Annotated in this window: 18 protein-coding genes, 2 tRNA genes and 3 pseudogenes; 16 read left to right on the forward strand and 7 right to left on the reverse strand. The window is 62.6% G+C overall.

The genetic code is table 11. From position 1 onward, the window contains the following. Positions 1 to 4 precede the first annotated feature (4 nt). A complete protein-coding gene (locus LGN17_RS35830) occupies positions 5 to 550 on the reverse strand; it encodes an NUDIX hydrolase (RefSeq protein ID WP_021161562.1) in 546 nt (181 codons plus the stop codon). A gap of 183 nt (positions 551 to 733) precedes the next feature. Then, positions 734 to 810 (reverse strand) — tRNA-Met (locus LGN17_RS35835). A 197-nt stretch (positions 811 to 1,007) separates the two neighbouring features. Between LGN17_RS35835 and LGN17_RS35840 the strand changes: the two genes are divergently transcribed. From LGN17_RS35840 to LGN17_RS35850, 3 genes are read left to right on the forward strand one after another with little or no spacing between them, the layout of a single operon-like run. Further along, entirely contained in the window at positions 1,008 to 1,505 is a 498-nt protein-coding gene (locus LGN17_RS35840; protein WP_226201485.1) for a heme-degrading domain-containing protein, read from the forward strand. A gap of 9 nt (positions 1,506 to 1,514) precedes the next feature. Continuing rightward, entirely contained in the window at positions 1,515 to 1,847 is a 333-nt protein-coding gene (locus LGN17_RS35845) for a DMT family transporter (protein WP_374101787.1), read from the forward strand. Positions 1,848 to 1,878: 31 nt separating this feature from the next. Continuing rightward, positions 1,879 to 3,033 (forward strand): enoyl-CoA hydratase/isomerase family protein, encoded by a 1,155-nt coding sequence (locus LGN17_RS35850; protein ID WP_226201486.1) that lies wholly within the window; start codon positions 1,879 to 1,881, stop codon positions 3,031 to 3,033. Between the two features lie 104 nt (positions 3,034 to 3,137). Here LGN17_RS35850 and LGN17_RS35855 read toward each other — a convergent pair whose 3' ends face one another. After that, positions 3,138 to 3,566 carry a hypothetical protein gene (locus tag LGN17_RS35855; protein WP_006484223.1) on the reverse strand — a complete coding sequence of 143 codons (429 nt, stop codon included), beginning with the start codon at positions 3,564 to 3,566 and terminating at the stop codon, positions 3,138 to 3,140. A 340-nt stretch (positions 3,567 to 3,906) separates the two neighbouring features. On the opposite strand from LGN17_RS35855, the gene ssuD reads away from it, so the two are divergent. The 8 genes from ssuD to LGN17_RS35895 all read left to right on the forward strand — a co-directional run bounded on the left by ssuD (position 3,907) and on the right by LGN17_RS35895 (position 9,014). Then, positions 3,907 to 5,064, forward strand: coding sequence for an FMNH2-dependent alkanesulfonate monooxygenase (gene ssuD / locus LGN17_RS35860; protein WP_226201487.1), 1,158 nt, complete (start codon positions 3,907 to 3,909; stop codon positions 5,062 to 5,064). 17 nt (positions 5,065 to 5,081) lie between these two features. Beyond that, positions 5,082 to 5,894, forward strand: a complete 813-nt coding sequence (gene ssuC, locus LGN17_RS35865) for an aliphatic sulfonate ABC transporter permease SsuC (RefSeq protein WP_226201488.1) — start codon at positions 5,082 to 5,084, stop codon at positions 5,892 to 5,894. Then, positions 5,891 to 6,850 carry an ATP-binding cassette domain-containing protein gene (locus tag LGN17_RS35870; RefSeq protein WP_226201489.1) on the forward strand — a complete coding sequence of 320 codons (960 nt, stop codon included), beginning with the start codon at positions 5,891 to 5,893 and terminating at the stop codon, positions 6,848 to 6,850. Before ssuC ends, LGN17_RS35870 begins: the two co-directional genes overlap by 4 nt. A 57-nt stretch (positions 6,851 to 6,907) precedes the next feature. Then, entirely contained in the window at positions 6,908 to 7,123 is a 216-nt protein-coding gene (locus LGN17_RS35875) for a TOBE domain-containing protein (RefSeq protein WP_006476104.1), read from the forward strand. 142 nt (positions 7,124 to 7,265) lie between these two features. Continuing rightward, complete coding sequence (locus tag LGN17_RS35880) at positions 7,266 to 7,463, forward strand: hypothetical protein (RefSeq protein ID WP_048243884.1); 198 nt, start codon at positions 7,266 to 7,268, stop codon at positions 7,461 to 7,463. A gap of 55 nt (positions 7,464 to 7,518) precedes the next feature. Next, positions 7,519 to 7,764 carry a hypothetical protein gene (locus LGN17_RS35885; RefSeq protein ID WP_226201490.1) on the forward strand — a complete coding sequence of 82 codons (246 nt, stop codon included), beginning with the start codon at positions 7,519 to 7,521 and terminating at the stop codon, positions 7,762 to 7,764. A gap of 130 nt (positions 7,765 to 7,894) precedes the next feature. Beyond that, complete coding sequence (gene dusA, locus LGN17_RS35890) at positions 7,895 to 8,881, forward strand: tRNA dihydrouridine(20/20a) synthase DusA (protein WP_071334403.1); 987 nt, start codon at positions 7,895 to 7,897, stop codon at positions 8,879 to 8,881. A 57-nt stretch (positions 8,882 to 8,938) separates the two neighbouring features. Beyond that, positions 8,939 to 9,014, forward strand: a tRNA-His gene (locus LGN17_RS35895). A gap of 88 nt (positions 9,015 to 9,102) precedes the next feature. On the opposite strand, the gene LGN17_RS35900 is transcribed toward LGN17_RS35895, so the two are convergent. After that, complete coding sequence (locus tag LGN17_RS35900; RefSeq protein ID WP_226201492.1) at positions 9,103 to 10,083, reverse strand: tyrosine-type recombinase/integrase; 981 nt, start codon at positions 10,081 to 10,083, stop codon at positions 9,103 to 9,105. Positions 10,084 to 10,134: 51 nt separating this feature from the next. On the opposite strand from LGN17_RS35900, the pseudogene LGN17_RS35905 reads away from it, so the two are divergent. Together LGN17_RS35905 and LGN17_RS35910 are read left to right on the forward strand one after the other, a co-directional pair. Further along, positions 10,135 to 10,368 (forward strand): annotated as a pseudogene (locus tag LGN17_RS35905) (IS3 family transposase); the annotation flags it as partial. 81 nt (positions 10,369 to 10,449) lie between these two features. Beyond that, positions 10,450 to 10,974 carry a hypothetical protein gene (locus tag LGN17_RS35910; RefSeq protein ID WP_226201493.1) on the forward strand — a complete coding sequence of 175 codons (525 nt, stop codon included), beginning with the start codon at positions 10,450 to 10,452 and terminating at the stop codon, positions 10,972 to 10,974. Between the two features lie 4 nt (positions 10,975 to 10,978). On the opposite strand, the gene LGN17_RS35915 is transcribed toward LGN17_RS35910, so the two are convergent. Next, on the reverse strand, positions 10,979 to 11,281 hold the full coding sequence (locus LGN17_RS35915) for a hypothetical protein (RefSeq protein ID WP_226201494.1): 303 nt from the start codon (positions 11,279 to 11,281) through the stop codon (positions 10,979 to 10,981). Positions 11,282 to 11,500: 219 nt separating this feature from the next. Continuing rightward, complete coding sequence (locus LGN17_RS35920) at positions 11,501 to 11,794, reverse strand: hypothetical protein (protein WP_226201495.1); 294 nt, start codon at positions 11,792 to 11,794, stop codon at positions 11,501 to 11,503. A gap of 599 nt (positions 11,795 to 12,393) precedes the next feature. Here LGN17_RS35920 and LGN17_RS35925 point away from each other — a divergent pair. The 3 genes and pseudogenes from LGN17_RS35925 to LGN17_RS35935 all read left to right on the forward strand — a co-directional run. Further along, positions 12,394 to 12,843: pseudogene (locus LGN17_RS35925) on the forward strand (SOS response-associated peptidase family protein); the annotation flags it as partial. A gap of 283 nt (positions 12,844 to 13,126) precedes the next feature. Continuing rightward, positions 13,127 to 13,753, forward strand: a complete 627-nt coding sequence (locus LGN17_RS35930; RefSeq protein WP_226201496.1) for a hypothetical protein — start codon at positions 13,127 to 13,129, stop codon at positions 13,751 to 13,753. Next, on the forward strand, positions 13,707 to 14,801 hold the full coding sequence (locus tag LGN17_RS35935) for a helix-turn-helix domain-containing protein (protein ID WP_226201497.1): 1,095 nt from the start codon (positions 13,707 to 13,709) through the stop codon (positions 14,799 to 14,801). The genes LGN17_RS35930 and LGN17_RS35935 overlap by 47 nt, the downstream gene beginning before the upstream one ends. 406 nt (positions 14,802 to 15,207) lie before the next feature. On the opposite strand, the pseudogene LGN17_RS35940 reads toward LGN17_RS35935, so the two are convergent. Further along, positions 15,208 to 15,417: pseudogene (locus tag LGN17_RS35940) on the reverse strand (transposase); the annotation flags it as partial. Positions 15,418 to 15,544 lie beyond the last annotated feature (127 nt).

Consider the following 15,544-nt stretch of genomic DNA (forward strand, 5'->3'; position numbering starts at 1 on the left):
GGGCTCAGCCGTTGCGCAGCGAGCGGAAGATGTCGCCAGTGTGCACGCCGTAGTCGCCCGCGGCGCGATCGGCGAAGAAGAATCGCAGGGTCTGGCTGACGGTCGGGAACGCGATCTCGTCCCACGGGATGTCGGCTTCGTCGAACAGCTTCACTTCGAGGCTTTCCTCGCCGGCCTCGAACCCCGGATCGGTGAGCCGCGCGAGGTAGAACAGGTGGACCTGATGCACGTGCGGCACGTTGAGCAGCGTGAACAGGTTCTGCACCTCGACGCGCGCGCCGGCTTCCTCGAGCGTTTCGCGTGCGGCGGCTTCAGCCGTCGTCTCGCCCATTTCCATGAAGCCCGCGGGCAGCGTCCAGAACCCGTAGCGCGGTTCGATCGCGCGGCGGCACAGCAGGATCTGATCGCCCCAGACCGGGACCGTGCCGACGACGTTGCGCGGATTCTGGTAGTGGATCGTGCCGCAGTGATCGCAGACGAAGCGTTCGCGGTTGTCGCCCGGGGGAATGCGCGCGATGACTTCGTGACCGCAGACGGAGCAGAATTTCATGTCGAGTGGAAGGGACGAGGTGATGCGAGTGTATCACCGGGGCGCGGCATTCTTGAACGCCTGCGCGTGCAGGCCGCGTGTCGCGCGAAGTGGCGGGCGCGGGTGCGCGAGGCGGGACGGCGAGTGCGACGGGAAAACAAAAAGCCCGGCACTGGGCCGGGCTTTTTGCATCATTCTGGACGTTGGTTGCGGGGGTAGGATTTGAACCTACGACCTTCGGGTTATGAGCCCGACGAGCTGCCAGACTGCTCCACCCCGCGTCCGTCGAAGAAATGAATTATAAGGAGTAACCCGAGTGCGTGCAAGCGCTTTCTGACAATTTCTTGTCGCCGCTTGTAGGGACGGTACGGCATGGGCGTGCGCTAGAATCGAGCGGTTTGTTTCGTTTCCTTGGCAGCGGGGCCGTGCGCGATCGCAGTGGCGCCGTTGCGACTCTCATTACTGTATCGACGGATTCATGGACATCGCTCACGATCTGCAATCGATCGGCGCGCAGGAACAGGCGCTCGTGTTTCCCCAATTCGACCCGGCCCGCGCGTGGGCGCTCGGCAACCGGATGCACGCGCTCGCGACGTCGCGCGGCCATGCGATCGCGATCGACATCGTCACGTTCGGCCAGCCGCTGTTCTACGCGGCGCTCGCCGGCGCCACGCCCGACAATGCCGACTGGGTGCGCCGCAAGCGCAACGTCGTTGCGCATTTCCGCCGTAGCTCGTATGCGATCGGCCTGCGCATGCAGCAGGCCGGCGCGACGCTCGCCGACAAGCACGGGCTGCCGATCGCCGAATATTCGCCGCACGGCGGCTCGTTCCCGCTGACCGTCGCGGGTGCCGGCGTGATCGGCTCGATCACTGCGTCGGGGCTGCCGCAGCGCGCGGACCACGAATTCGTCGTCGAGGCGCTGTGTGCCGAGCTCGGCCACGACTACGCCGTGCTGGCCCTCGCAAGGAGCTGAGCGATGCAGCTGCCCGGTTACGCATGGCTCGCGATCGCGATCGTCGCGGAAGTGATCGGCACGTCGGCGCTGCGCGCGGCGGACGGCTTCACGCGCCTCTGGCCGTCGTTGCTGGTCGTCGCCGGCTACGGCATCGCGTTCTACTGCCTGTCGCTCACGCTGCGCACGATGCCCGTCGGCATCATCTATGCAGTCTGGTCGGGCGCCGGCATCGTGCTGATCACGCTCGTCGCGATGCTGCTCTATCGCCAGGTGCCGGACCTGCCGGCCGTGATCGGCCTCGGCCTGATCGTCGCCGGCGTGGTGGTGTTGAACCTGTTTTCGAAGATGCAGGCGCACTGAGCATGCGACTGCCATTTGCCGGATGACCCTCATGACCGATTCCACTTCCGCTGCCGTTTCCGCCGAATCCGCTCAGCCCGACGTGCGCACGTATGTCGCGAACCGCATCGGCTTTCTCGAACTGAACCGGCCGAAGGCGCTGAACGCGCTGTCGGTCGGCATGATCCGGCTGATGCAGCAGGCGCTCGACGCGTGGCGCGACGATCCCGAAGTCGTCGCGGTCGTCGTGCACAGCCCGCATCCGCGCGCGTTCTGCGCGGGCGGCGACGTGCGTTTCTTCCACGATGCGTGGCAGCGTGGCGACCTCGATGCGATCGACACGTTCTTCATCGAGGAATACACGCTCAACCACACGATCTTCAAGTATCCGAAGCCCTATATCGCGCTGATGCACGGTGTCGTGATGGGCGGCGGCATGGGTATTTCGCAGGCGGCGCGGCATACGGGCGGCCTGCGTGTCGTGACCGACTCGACGAAGATGGCGATGCCGGAAACGCGCATCGGCCTGTTCCCGGACGTCGGGATGAGCTGGTTCCTCGCGCGCACGCCCGGCGCGATCGGCCGCTATCTCGCCGTGACCGGCGCGACGCTCGACGCGGCCGGCGCGCTGTACGCGCAGCTCGCTGACGTCTATCTGCCCGATGCCGCGCTGCCGGCGCTGCTCGATACGCTGCACGGCGTGCGCATCGACAGCGGCGAGCAGGCGGTCGCGTGCGTGGCCACCACGGCCGCCGCGCACAAGGTCGTGCCGACGCCCGACACGTCGGCGCTGGCCGATGCGCGTGCCGGGATCGATCGGCATTTCGCGCAACCGGACATCGGCGCGATCCTCACGTCGCTCGACGCCGAGCAGGATTGCGCGGCCGTCGACGGATGGGTCGAGAAGGCGACCCATGCGATGCGAGAACAGTTGTCGCCGCTGTCGATGGCCGTGTCGCTGGAAGTCGTCGAACGCGCACGCGGCGCGACGATGGCAGACTGCTTGCGCCGCGATCTCGATCTCACGCGCTCGACGTTCGCGCGCGGCGACGTGATCGAAGGCGTGCGCGCGCTGATCGTCGACAAGGATCACCAGCCGGCCTGGCGCTTCAAGTCGTCCGCCGATATCGATCGCGCGGACCTGCTGGCGATGTTCGACAGCCCGTGGGCGCCTGACACGCATCCGCTGCGGAAACTCCACGACTGACCGAAGCGCGAGCTGGAAACAAAATGGCCGCCTGCAGATGCAGGCGGCCATTTTCATGGGTATCGACCGGTTGGCGGTCGAAGGGTGTAGCGCCTGCGTCCGCGTTATTCGTCGCCAGCGTCGTCCGACATGAACGCGCGCATGAACACGAGGGCACCGAAGCCCCATACCGCGTTTGCCGCGAAGCCGGCTGCGAGCACGGGCATCATGTTGCCCGACGGCCAGATGCCGCGCAGCGGATCGATCGCGAACACGCGGGCGGCCGTCAGCACGATGCCGCCGAACACCAGTGCGCCGATCCACGATGCCTCGCGCTCCGGCGAGACGCGCAGCAGCCATGCCATCGGGATCGCACAGCACGCGCTGATCAGCGCATTGGCGACAAATTCAGGAATGCCGAGCGGCGCGAACGGCTGCGTGGAGAAGCCGGTTGCGGCGATCAGGTCGGCCGTATGAAGGAGAGCGAGCGTGGCTTCGCGGAAAAACAGGGCGGCCAGGAAGCCGGACAGGAATGGCAGGATGACTTTCTGCATCGATGAGTGCACCGCAGGCGCGCACAGCCGGGGCCGTCCGCGCGGAGTTATTCGGATAGGTGCGTCATTATAGGGCCCGCCCGCCGCGATATTCGCTCCAGCGTCGTGCTAATCACGAAAGCGGAAAACCTAAGCTCAAAAAAATCGTTCCAAAGCCCTGCACCGATCCCTAGACTGATTTCCCAGAAACAGCCGTGCAATCGCGTCCTCGCCCGCTGCACGGCCTGACCGGCGAGCCATCCCGATTCGAACGCACACCATGCATGCGCCGCTCATCCGCGACGCGAGCAGGGCGGTGTTTTTTCAAATTCCGGCAAGGACAGTCAAGCAGGAGCAGCAGATGAATGTGTTCTGGTTTATCCCCACGCACGGCGACAGCCGCTATCTCGGCACGGCCGAAGGTGCGCGCGCCGCGGATTACGATTACTTCAAGCAGGTCGCGGTGGCGGCCGATACGCTCGGCTACGAGGGCGTGCTGCTGCCGACCGGCCGTTCCTGCGAGGATGCGTGGGTCGTTGCATCGAGCCTCATCCCGGCAACGCAGCGCCTGAAGTTCCTGGTCGCGATCCGTCCCGGCATTGCATCACCGGGGCTGTCGGCGCGGATGGCCGCAACGTTCGACCGCCTGTCGGGCGGCCGCCTGCTGATCAACGTCGTGACCGGCGGCGATGCTGCCGAGCTCGAAGGCGACGGCCTGTTCGCGGATCACGACACGCGCTACGAAATCACCGACGACTTCCTGAACATCTGGCGCGGGCTGCTGTCCGCGTCGCACGACAACGGCGGGTTCGACTATATCGGCAAGCATCTGCAGTCGAAGGGCGGCAAGGCACTTTATCCGCCCGTGCAGCGTCCGCATCCGCCGCTGTGGTTCGGCGGCTCGTCGCCGGCCGCGCATGAGATCGCGGCCGATCACATCGACACCTACCTGACCTGGGGCGAGCCTCCCGAGGCCGTCGCGAAGAAGATCGCCGATATTCGCGCCCGCGCGGAGGCACGCGGCCGCAAGATCCGGTTCGGTATTCGTCTGCACGTGATCGTGCGCGAGACCGAGGACGAAGCATGGCGTGACGCCGAACGCCTGATCAGCCGCCTCGACGACGAAACCATCGCACGTGCGCAGAAGGCGTTCGCGAACATGGATTCGGAAGGCCAGCGCCGGATGGCCGCGCTGCACGGCGGCAAGCGCGGCGGCCGCGAGGCGCTCGAGGTGTATCCGAACCTGTGGGCCGGCGTCGGTCTCGTGCGCGGCGGCGCGGGCACTGCGCTCGTCGGCAATCCGGAGCAGGTCGCGGAGCGCATGCGCGAATACGCGGATCTCGGCATCGAGACCTTCATCCTGTCCGGCTATCCGCACCTGGAGGAGTCGTACCGTTTCGCGGAACTCGTATTCCCGCTGATCAAGGGCAACGGTGCGGCGAAGGCGACCGGCCCGCTGTCGGGCCCGTTCGGCGAGATCGTTGGCAACAGCTATCTGCCGAAAGCGGCGCAGAGCTGAGCGACAGGAGGCCTGCGATGACAACGAAAACGTCGACGACGGGCGCGGCCGTGGCCGCCCGCGCATGGCGCGGCGTCGCACCGTGGCTCGTGCCGCTTGCGCTGCTGGTGGCATGGGAAGTCGGTGCGCGCATCGGCTGGCTGTCGACCCGCGTACTGCCGGAACCCGTGGCGGTCGTGCGAGCGGCCTGGTCGCTCGTGGCGTCGGGTGAAATGTGGGCGAACGTGAAGGTCAGCACCTGGCGCGCGCTGTTCGGTTTCGCGATCGGCGGCGGCGTCGGCCTCGCGCTGGGGCTCGCGACCGGCTTGTCGAAGGCGGCCGAGGTTGCACTCGATTCGACGATCCAGATGATCCGCAACATCCCGGCGCTCGCGATGATTCCGCTCGTGATCCTGTGGTTCGGCATCGACGAGAAGGCGAAGCTGTTCCTCGTTGCGCTCGGCGTGTTCTTTCCGGTCTACATCAACACGTACCACGGGATTCGTTCGGTCGATGCAAACCTGATCGAGATGGCGAAGAGCTATGGCGTGCGTGGCTTCGCGCTGTACCGCGACGTGATCCTGCCCGGAGCGCTGCCGTCGATTCTCGTCGGCGTGCGCTTTGCACTCGGGCTGATGTGGGTGATGCTGATCGTCGCGGAAACGATCTCCGCGCAGTCGGGTATCGGCTACATGACGATGAACGCACGTGAATTCCTGCAAACCGACGTGGTGGTGGTCGGCATCCTGCTGTACGCGGTGCTCGGCAAGCTGGCCGACGTGCTGGCGAAATGGCTCGAGCGTGTGACGCTGCGCTGGCACTCCGCTTATCAATCAGGAGCAAAGGCATGAATGCGACGACTTCGGCGGCCGCCTACGGCCCGCTCGCCGGCGCGGACCTCGAGGCCGAGCTTGCGCAGGCGCGTGTCGCGGACGGCGACGCGCGGGACGCGGCGGTTCTAGAACGTGACGGCAGCGCATCCGTCGTTCCGCTCGCGCGGCGACGGCCAGGAAGCCCGGCACCCGACGACGCCGTGACACTGTCGGGCGTCAGCAAGCGCTTCGGGGCGCGCACGGTGCTCGACAACGTCGAGCTTGGCGTCGCGCGCGGCAGTTTCGTTGCGATCGTCGGACGCAGCGGCTGCGGGAAATCGACGCTGCTGCGTCTCGTTGCCGGGCTCGAGCGGCCGAGCAGCGGCGCGCTCGAGACGCGCGGCGAGGGCGGCGGCGAACTCGATACGCGGATCATGTACCAGGATGCGCGCCTGCTGCCGTGGAAGACCGTGCTGCAGAACGTGATGCTGGGCCTCGGGCGCGGCGCGCGCGACCGGGCACGCGCCGTGCTCGATGAAGTCGGCCTGCTGGAACGTGCGAACGACTGGCCCGCGCAACTGTCGGGCGGCCAGCGGCAGCGTGTCGCACTGGCCCGTGCGCTCGTGCACCGGCCTCAACTGCTGTTGCTCGACGAGCCGCTCGGCGCGCTCGACGCGCTGACCCGCATCGAGATGCATGCGCTGATCGAGCGGTTGTGGCGTGAGCATCGATTCACCGCGCTCCTCGTCACACACGACGTGCAGGAGGCCGTCGCGCTCGGCGATCGCATCCTGCTCATCGAGCAGGGGCGGGTGGCGCTCGATCAGCCGGTGCCGCTCGACCGGCCGCGCGCCCGTGCGTCGGCGGCGTTTGCGGCGCTGGAGGATCGCGTGCTGAAACGCGTGCTCGCCGGTGGGCCCGGTGCGGCCGACCAGGGCGCGGTGCATGAGACAGACAACGTTCGACCGGTCGGGCAGATCCGCTGGGCCGTTTAAATCCGGGCGGCAGCGGCCGCCCGTTCTGAGATCTTTTTCTTCGGAGCGATCAACCTGATGAGCATCACTGCAATCAACGTACGTAACCAGTTCAAGGGCAAGGTCAAGGAGATCATCCGCGGATCGGTGGTCTCCGAGGTCGACGTCGAGACGCCGTTCGGCATCGTCACGTCGGTGATCACGACCCGTTCGGTTGACGAACTCGAACTGAAGGTGGGCGCGGAAGTCGTCGCGCTCGTGAAATCGACGGAAGTATCGATCGCGCGCCTCTGAGCCCGCGTATCCTGCGCCGGCGCGGCGCCGCGGGCAACCTGTCCGTCGGCGCCGCCCGGCATTGGCGCAGCGCGTTTGCCTTGGTATTCGACGTCCGGACGAAGTGCTAGGATGGAGCGACACCGATGCCGGAGGCGAACGCATGACCCCCATCCTTTCCCCCGAAGCCATCGAGGCGCTGAAGTGGATCGACCAGTTCGGCGAAAGCCGGCCGGTTCCCGCTGCGTTCGACGACGTCGTCTACGCGTTGCTGAACGAGGGGCTGATCTACCAGGCGACGGCCGACCGGGTCGACCTGACGGCCGATGGCAAATCCTTTTTATCCGACGAATACGATTGAGCGCACGGCGCCGGCCGCGCGGGCGGTCTGGCGCTGCGTCGCCACGGAGCGTGCGATGGAACCGAGAGGCAGCGACCTCGGCGATTTCAGCGAGCCGTACCGCGGCTTCGAGATCGAGGTGAAGACCGAGCAGGTCTGGGACGGCGAGCATGCGCATTACCGCGTGCTACAGGGCGAGGCCGTGCGGATCGACTGGCGGCTCGTCAAGGTCGACGGGATGCTGCTGACCGAACGGCGCGTGATCGAGCGCGTGCTCGACGAGGCGCGGCGGGCCGTCGATGCGGAGCTGGGTGACGGGTAGCCAGCGTGCCGGGCAGGCACGGCCCGTCTTGCGGTAAAATATCGGGTTATTTCCGCGCCGCCTGGCCTGTTGCCCGAAATCCATGTCCGTACCGTCCCCGCTTCCTCCCCGCCGCGTATCCGTCGCGCCCATGCTCGACTGGACCGACCGCCATTGCCGGTCGTTCCACCGTACGTTGACGCGCGACACGTGGCTGTATACGGAGATGATCACGACGGGCGCGCTGCTGTTCGGCGATGCCCAGCGGCATCTCGCGTTCACGCCGAACGAATCGCCGGTCGCGCTGCAACTGGGCGGCAGCGAGCGCGACGATCTCGCGCGCGCGGCGAAGCTCGGCGAGCAGTGGGGCTACGACGAAATCAACCTGAATTGCGGATGCCCGTCCGAGCGCGTGCAGCGCGGCGCGTTCGGCGCGTGCCTGATGAACGAGCCGCAGCTCGTCGCCGACTGCGTGAAGGCGATGCGCGATGCGGTGTCGGTGCCGGTCACGGTCAAGCATCGGATCGGTGTCGACGCGGTCGAAGACTACGCATTCGTGCGCGACTTCGTCGGCACGGTGGCCGAGGCTGGCTGCGAAACGTTCGTCGTGCATGCGCGCAATGCGATCCTGAAGGGGCTGTCGCCGAAGGAGAACCGCGAGATCCCGCCGCTCAAGTACGACTATGCGTATCAGCTGAAGCGCGATTTCCCGTCGCTCGAGATCGTCATCAACGGCGGCATCACGACGCTCGACGAGGTTGCGCAACATCTCGAGCATGTCGACGGCGTGATGCTCGGCCGCGAGGCGTATCACAACCCGTACGTGCTCGCGGAGGTTGATACGCGCTTCTACGGATCGACCGCAGCGGTGCCGACGCGCGAAGAGGCCGAGGCGAAGCTGATCGAATACTGTGCGGCCGAACTGAAGCGCGGCACCTACCTCGGCGCGATCGTGCGGCACGCGCTCGGGCTGTATCGCGGCATGCCCGGCGCACGCGGTTGGCGTCGTGTGCTGTCCGACAACAAGAAGCTTGCGCGTGCTGATCTGGCCGTGTTCGACGAGGCGCGCGCGCATCTGAACGAGGCCGAAGAAGTTTTTGAAAAAAAAGCTTTGCAAGATTCAAAAGTGTTCGTATAATCTTGTTCTTCGCTGCTGAAACACAAAAGCAGCGAAGAACAAAAAGCAGTAACAGTGGTGGCTGTAGCTCAGTTGGTAGAGTCCAGGATTGTGATTCCTGTCGTCGTGGGTTCGAGTCCCATCAGCCACCCCAAAGAATTCCAAGCGGTATCAAGAAGTTAGAAACGGCACTGAGATTTTATCCAGTGCCGTTTTTGTTTTTGAATTCCACAAAATGGAATTTAAAGCGCCTTCCGCTTCACGATTTTGTTTCGATCGTAGACGCGCGCCGTCGTCGCCGGATTCGCATGCAGGTCCGGCAATGTGCCGCTCTCGCGCTTGAATTGCGTCGCGTAGTATGCGCGCAGGTCATGGAAGGTGAATCGGCTGGCAATGACCTTCGCCTCGATGGCCTCGTTCATCAACTTCCCCCAGAACCCTTTGAAACCGTCGCGCGTGTAGTGCGTGCCGAACTTCGTCGTGAAGACGTAGAGGCATTCCTTATCGCCCCGCACGGCCTCCAGTCGATCGAGCAGTTCTGCAAGCGGCGGCGTGATTTCGATCTGCTCGATGACTTCGCCGCGCTTCTTGCCGCGCTGCTTCGCGCGTTTGATCCGAATGTGGCCGGCCGCGCGGTCGACCTGCGGCCACGACAGGTCGAGGAATTCAACCTTCCGATTACCTGCGAGCGCGGCATACTCTGCGGCCATCCCCATCATCGCGCGCTGGCCGCCTTGGGCCGCGAGCCATCCAGTGAACGCACGCAGATCGTCCGGATCAGCGGTTTCGGTGCGAGGCTGCTCCTCGTTGCGCCGAACCTCTCGGCAAGGGTTCGTTTTTGCCTGTCCGAACTCGATCGCGAGGCCGAACAGATTCGATAGCAGGGCGATCTCGCGGTTCGCGCGCACCGGCGCGTCCTTTCGTTCCTTGCGGAGATAGCGTGCGACATCCGGGGCTTCGATATCGGATGCGCGCGCATCCTTGAACCGGAGCAGCAGCGGGCCCGAGCACTGCGTGTAGTCCTTTCGCGTGTCAGGCGAGTAGCGTTTCCAGCGCTCCGTCTCCTGGAACTCCTCCCAGAGCTTTCCGATCACGGCGGCCGTCGTGCACCAACTGCCGCCGGCCGAGCGCCACGCGATCTGGGTTCGGTACGCGCGCGGCACGCAGCGGAAGGAGGGCGTCATCTGGACGTCGAAGAAGCTGCGCGCGACGCTCAACGTCACGAACCTGAACGCCGTCCGCTACCTGGTCGCCGAGCAGTCGCTACCGAAGGACGAGCGCTCACGCAAAGCATGTCGCGTAAAGGGAATTGCCTGGACAACGCCGCCATGGAGAGCTTCTTCGGCACGCTGAAATCCGAGTTCTTCCATCTGAATCGGTTCCGCAACCTGGACGAACTGCAATCCGGCTTGGCAAGCTACATCCACTACTACAATCACGACCGCATCAAACTGCAACTAAAAGGGCTGAGTCCCGTGCAATACAGAACTCAGCCCTCTCAGCCCTAGCCGTCATAACCCGTCCAACTTTACGGGGTCAGTTCACGCACGTCCGCGGGCTTTTTTCATTCCACGACAGGAGACGAGGCGATGTCCGACCTCAATGCAACGCAAGGCGCCGACGGCGCAACGAATGCCGGTGACGGCACAACTGACATCGGCCTGACTCCGGCCGCAAGCGGCATACCGGAGGCCGCGACGTTGGGGGAGCCCGTAGGTTCCCCGGGTGCGCCCCCTGGTGCGGCGGATTCCGGATCGGAGACGGCGGCTGCAAGTGCGGATACCCCCCTCTCTACGGGGACGCAATCCCAGTCCTCGGGTGGTGACGGCATGCTCGCCGCGCTCGAAGACGGCGCCGGCGAGTTGGTCGCCGACGCGGTCAACAACGCGCCGCCGGCCGTCGAGGCCGCTGCCGTGACCTTCGTGCCGATGATGGTTCGCGTCGAGCAGCTCGCGCGCCGCGCGTTCGACGCCGGCGCGACGGACGAGCACAACCTGATGGCGTGGCTGTACCAGCACGTCGAGGCGCTCCATCGCGCGATCGTCGGCGCGCCGGGCCTGCCGCTGTCGGACGACGCGAAGGCGCTGATCGCGGAGCTGAAAGGACTGCTGTGAAGGCCTACTGATTTGCCGCCTGGCTAGGATCGACTTCCTCCAAGCCAGTAAGCGTCATGTCGACCACCTCGCTTACGACCATGCCGTAGACAATCTTCGCACGGCTTGCGGCGCTCTTGGCTTTTTCGGTCACTTCGCGAAGCGTCTTCGTGCCGCCGTAGTAATACTCCGCGTCCGGCAATTTGAAAGTTCGGCCGTCCTTCGCGACGATAGTGCGAGCGAAGCCTTCGTCGGCCATTTCTTTGTGAAGGGTTTCGTATTTTGTCAGGTCGTTGTGAATCTCAATACGGGCAAGAAAGTCGGGCATAGGTGCTCCTTATAACGGTGGTTGGAAGTGCGGCGAGGGGTTGTTCGAAAGCCGCATTTCGAAATGCGGGCGCCCCCGACGGCTTCAATGCAAGGTAAACCCTCATACGATTGAAGTGCCGTGCATTGCGCGCCGGAGCCGTGTCTCCTCTCAGGTCTTCGGACCAGAGTTCGCCCGCACCGGGAAACCGGCTGCGGGCTTTTTCTATTTCGACGGAATTTACTTCGCGCGCTTGAGGCCGAACCAGCTCCGGATACCTTCAGTTACCAGAATGCTGTAGTCGTGCCACACAGTCTTTGCTGCTGCGGAAGCTTCGTCGCGAATCGCGTCGGCATTCGTGTTTTCGGCGACGCGGTTGTACTCCGCGGGAGGCATTTCGTACCACACGTCGTCGGAGCCTTGGATTGTCCGATAGAACTTGGCCTTGGCCATTGCGGCATGAAGTTTTTCGTAGGTCTCGGTGTCGCTGTCCTGGACTCCATGCAGGACTACGCGTGTGGTGAACTTGCTCATCACTTTCTCCGTATGTGTAGTGGATTGGCCGACGTGGCGGCGTCGGTCCACTCGCGAACCTTGGGGTTCTGAAAGGCGTTGCAATAGGTCTGACCAGATTTATTTCAGGTCAGGGTTGCTACCGTGTCACGGAAATGCAGCTAATGGCAGCGAAGAACGTCGACTGGATCGCGATCGAAGGTGCGTACCGCGCAGGCGTCGATTCGCTGCGCACCATCGCCGGTGCGCACGGGCTGTCCGAAGCGGCGATACGAAAGGCGGCGAAGAAGAACGGCTGGAGCCGCGACCCGACAGGGACGAAGCGCGCGATCGTCAATGCGCACATGGCGTCCAGTTCGCAGGGCGGTACGCAAGAAGGTGCGCAGTGCGCACAGGAGCAGATAGCCGCCGCCGCGAATGAAGACATCCGCGACATGGAGAGCGGCCTGCGTGTGCACCGCGCGTGTCTCGAACGGCTGGAAACGGCGGTCAAGCGCGCCGCCGACAAGTTGGCGCTGCTCCAGACGCTGAAGGCGAGGAACCGGCTTAACTGGCAGCCGCTGCCCGGGCCGCAGTCGCTCGCATACGACTGCGCGGCGGACGTCGTGCACGGCGGCGCGGCCGGCGGCGGGAAGCCGCCGATCGTGCGCAGCACGATGAACGTGCGTGACGACAACCTCGGGAAATCACCGCTCTATGGGCCGGCTTGGCGCGCTGGACGGCGCTGTCTGATTCCGGCCGACTGGATCTACGAGCCGTGCTACGAGACAGGGAAGAACGTATGGCACCGAATCGGGCTGGTCGACTGGCGAACGATGTGCGTCGCCGGCATCTGGCGGACGCTGCAGGGCCAGGATGGCGTCGAGCATCACACGATGTCCATGATCACGGTCAACGGCGAGGGGCACCCAGTGTTCTCGCGAATGCACAAGCCAGACGATGAGAAGCGGGCGGTTGTGATCCTGCGGCCGGACGACTGTGAGGAATGGCTGACCACGTCAAACGTCGATGCTGCGCGCGCGATGCTGCAGTTCTATCCGGCGGATGAGATGGTTGCCGCACCTAAATGAGTCGGACCTAGGCGACAATTTATGCCGAGAGCAAAATACTGTATAAATATACAGTTATCGGTGGGAGCCGATGCCGGATCTTGAATGTGACGCTCATCCGGAGGCTCCGCAGATGAGATGTGAACTGTCGAAAGACCCTATCGAATCGTCGGGTACCGCGAGCGACGTTTTTTCTTCCCGTATGATTCGGCGCGACACGAGTTCGGAATATTTTCGGAATATTTTTGTGTTGTTTTTGTAGTTCGTGATATGATCGAGGCTTGTACCCATTCATGGTGTGGCCATGCCGATCATTTCCGAAGAAGAAGCGCGCAAGCTCGTTACTCCGTACCTTTCGAAATTGGAAGCTTTGTATCGAAAGGCATGGTTGATGTGGTTGGAAAATCCAGTGGCTGCACGCATGCAGAGCCGTACGGTTCGCGCAGGTATCGTCAACAACGATGCCTTGACTCTTGCGAAAGCGGACTTTGATGGAAGCGGACCAACTCGATACCACGAGCAAGGTAAGTGGAAAGGGTTGATGGTTGAGGATCGGTTGTTTGTAAGGTTTAAGAAGGGTGATGCTGAGTACAAATCGCGAAACGTGCCCACTATGGCAACTAAAGCGTTTCACGATCAGGAACAAGATTTGTTTGACGGAATTGCGCGATGCGAACTTCTGTATGTCTTGTCCGGAGATGAAACAGAAATCGAGCGTGTCGTTCTCGCTCATCGACACAATGAATATGTTTTGTGGACGATTGATGCGAGTGGTGGTGAGGATGCACAACAGGTTATTCCGTTCGCTCCAGCGCCCACAGGCGATGGTGGAGGTTCGGTGGCGGACCGTGTGGTGAAGCCAAAGCGAATTGGGGAAAACGAAAATGGAACGCAACGTAAATCAGCAGCTGGCGGAGACATTTCGACCTGAACTCGTCAACCTTCGGAGAAAGATGCTGGGTCTGACTCAGGCCGAATTGGCTGAACGTTCGGGTCTGGCTCAGGGAACATTGTCGAAGCTTGAACAGGGATTGCGCCCAGTAACGGACGTAATAGTGGAGCGACTGGCGGATGCCTTAGAGTGTCCGCCCTCATTTTTCTGTAGATCTGATCGACTGTATGGTGCACCGATGAGTGCCCATCCGTTTTTTCGGAAGAAGGCATCTGTCGGGCGACTTCCTATCGAAAAATTGATTGCCGAGTTGAATGTTCGGATCGGTCACATCCGCACTCTTCTGCAAAGTGCGGACGTGGACCCGGAATTACCGTTCCCAGAATATGATGCTGACGAAGTTGGAGGTGCAGAAGAGGTCGCAAGGTATATTCGCCGAGCGTGGTATATGCCAGCCGGCCCGGTGGGCAACCTGACAGATTATGCCGAACGGGCGGGTTGCGTCGTCGTATATTGCGAGATGCCTGACGCAGGCATCGACGGAGTCAGTTACCGGATTGCTGGCCTGCCACCAGTAATTTTCTTGAACAAGGCCCGGTCGGGAGACCGACTTCGGTTTTCGCTGGCACACGAGATCGGGCATCTCGTAATGCATAGGTATCCAACTGCGATGATGGAGGATGAGGCTGATAAATTCGCCTCCGAGCTTTTGATGCCGGCAGCTGATATTGGGCCTCATCTCAGTGGGCTTACGCTCGATCGCGCAATGGGCATGAAACCATACTGGAAAGTATCGATGGCAGCTTTGATTTATCGCGCTACGACTCTCGGACGCATTGATTCTGGTAAGAGTCAGTGGCTTTGGCGACAGATGTCCATGCGCGGTTTTCGGACGCAGGAGCCGGCGGCCGTCGACTTTCCTCGGGAGCGGTCCACAATTCTGGATGCGCTGCTGAGCAATCTCACATCCAATCTTGGCTATACGGATGAAGATCTGGAAAAAAGCATGGACATATACTTTGACGAATTGGCGAGACTGTACGGACTGAGACGACAACCAGGGCTGAAACTGGTGTCAGCGCAGTAGAGTAGGGGCTATACGTTCGAGCGGCTCGGCAGATGATCGCAGCACCGTCAATTTGCAACCCTATTGGGCCGATCAGGTGGCGATCGAGTCTCAGGTATTTTGATGGAAGATGGCAGTAATGGCGCATGTCACATAAGGGAGAGGGAGGGGGTATGTTCCAATTTTTCACCCTAACCCATTGATTTTTGGTGATAATGCGCAAGGATTGTGATTTCTGTCGTCGTGGGTTCGAGTCCCATCAGCCACCCCAAAGAATTCCAAGCGGTATCAAGTCGTTAGAAACGGCACTGTCCCAAAAGACAGTGCCGTTTTTGTTTTGGAATGCCCAATTCGGGAATTTCATGCCTCGCTGCTCTACGAGCGTCGTGGAGGTATCCGGAATTTCGTGTGTGAGGCGGGTTGAGATTCAGACTCCGATGTTGAATCGTTCCGGGTAAAGCAGCGCAAACTGGGTCATTGCACTTTTCCAATCGTGCCGGGAACCGGTCCACTTGGCCACGACGTTGCGCAGCGCCAGCCAGATCAATTTGAGCGCGGCTTCGTCCGACGGGAAGTGGCCGCGCGCCTTGATGATCTTCCGAAGCTGCATGTGCAGCGACTCGATCGCGTTGGTCGTGGGAGTGTCAGGATTTCCGTGTTCAAGGCGGGTGGAACAATTACACGGAAGGTCGGACGAACCGATCTGCATAAAGGATAGCGAATTGGTTCATGGCCGTCTTCCAGTCATGCGCGGCACTTCCCCA

This window comes from Burkholderia sp. AU30280 (assembly GCF_020420125.1).
GTDB lineage: Bacteria > Pseudomonadota > Gammaproteobacteria > Burkholderiales > Burkholderiaceae > Burkholderia.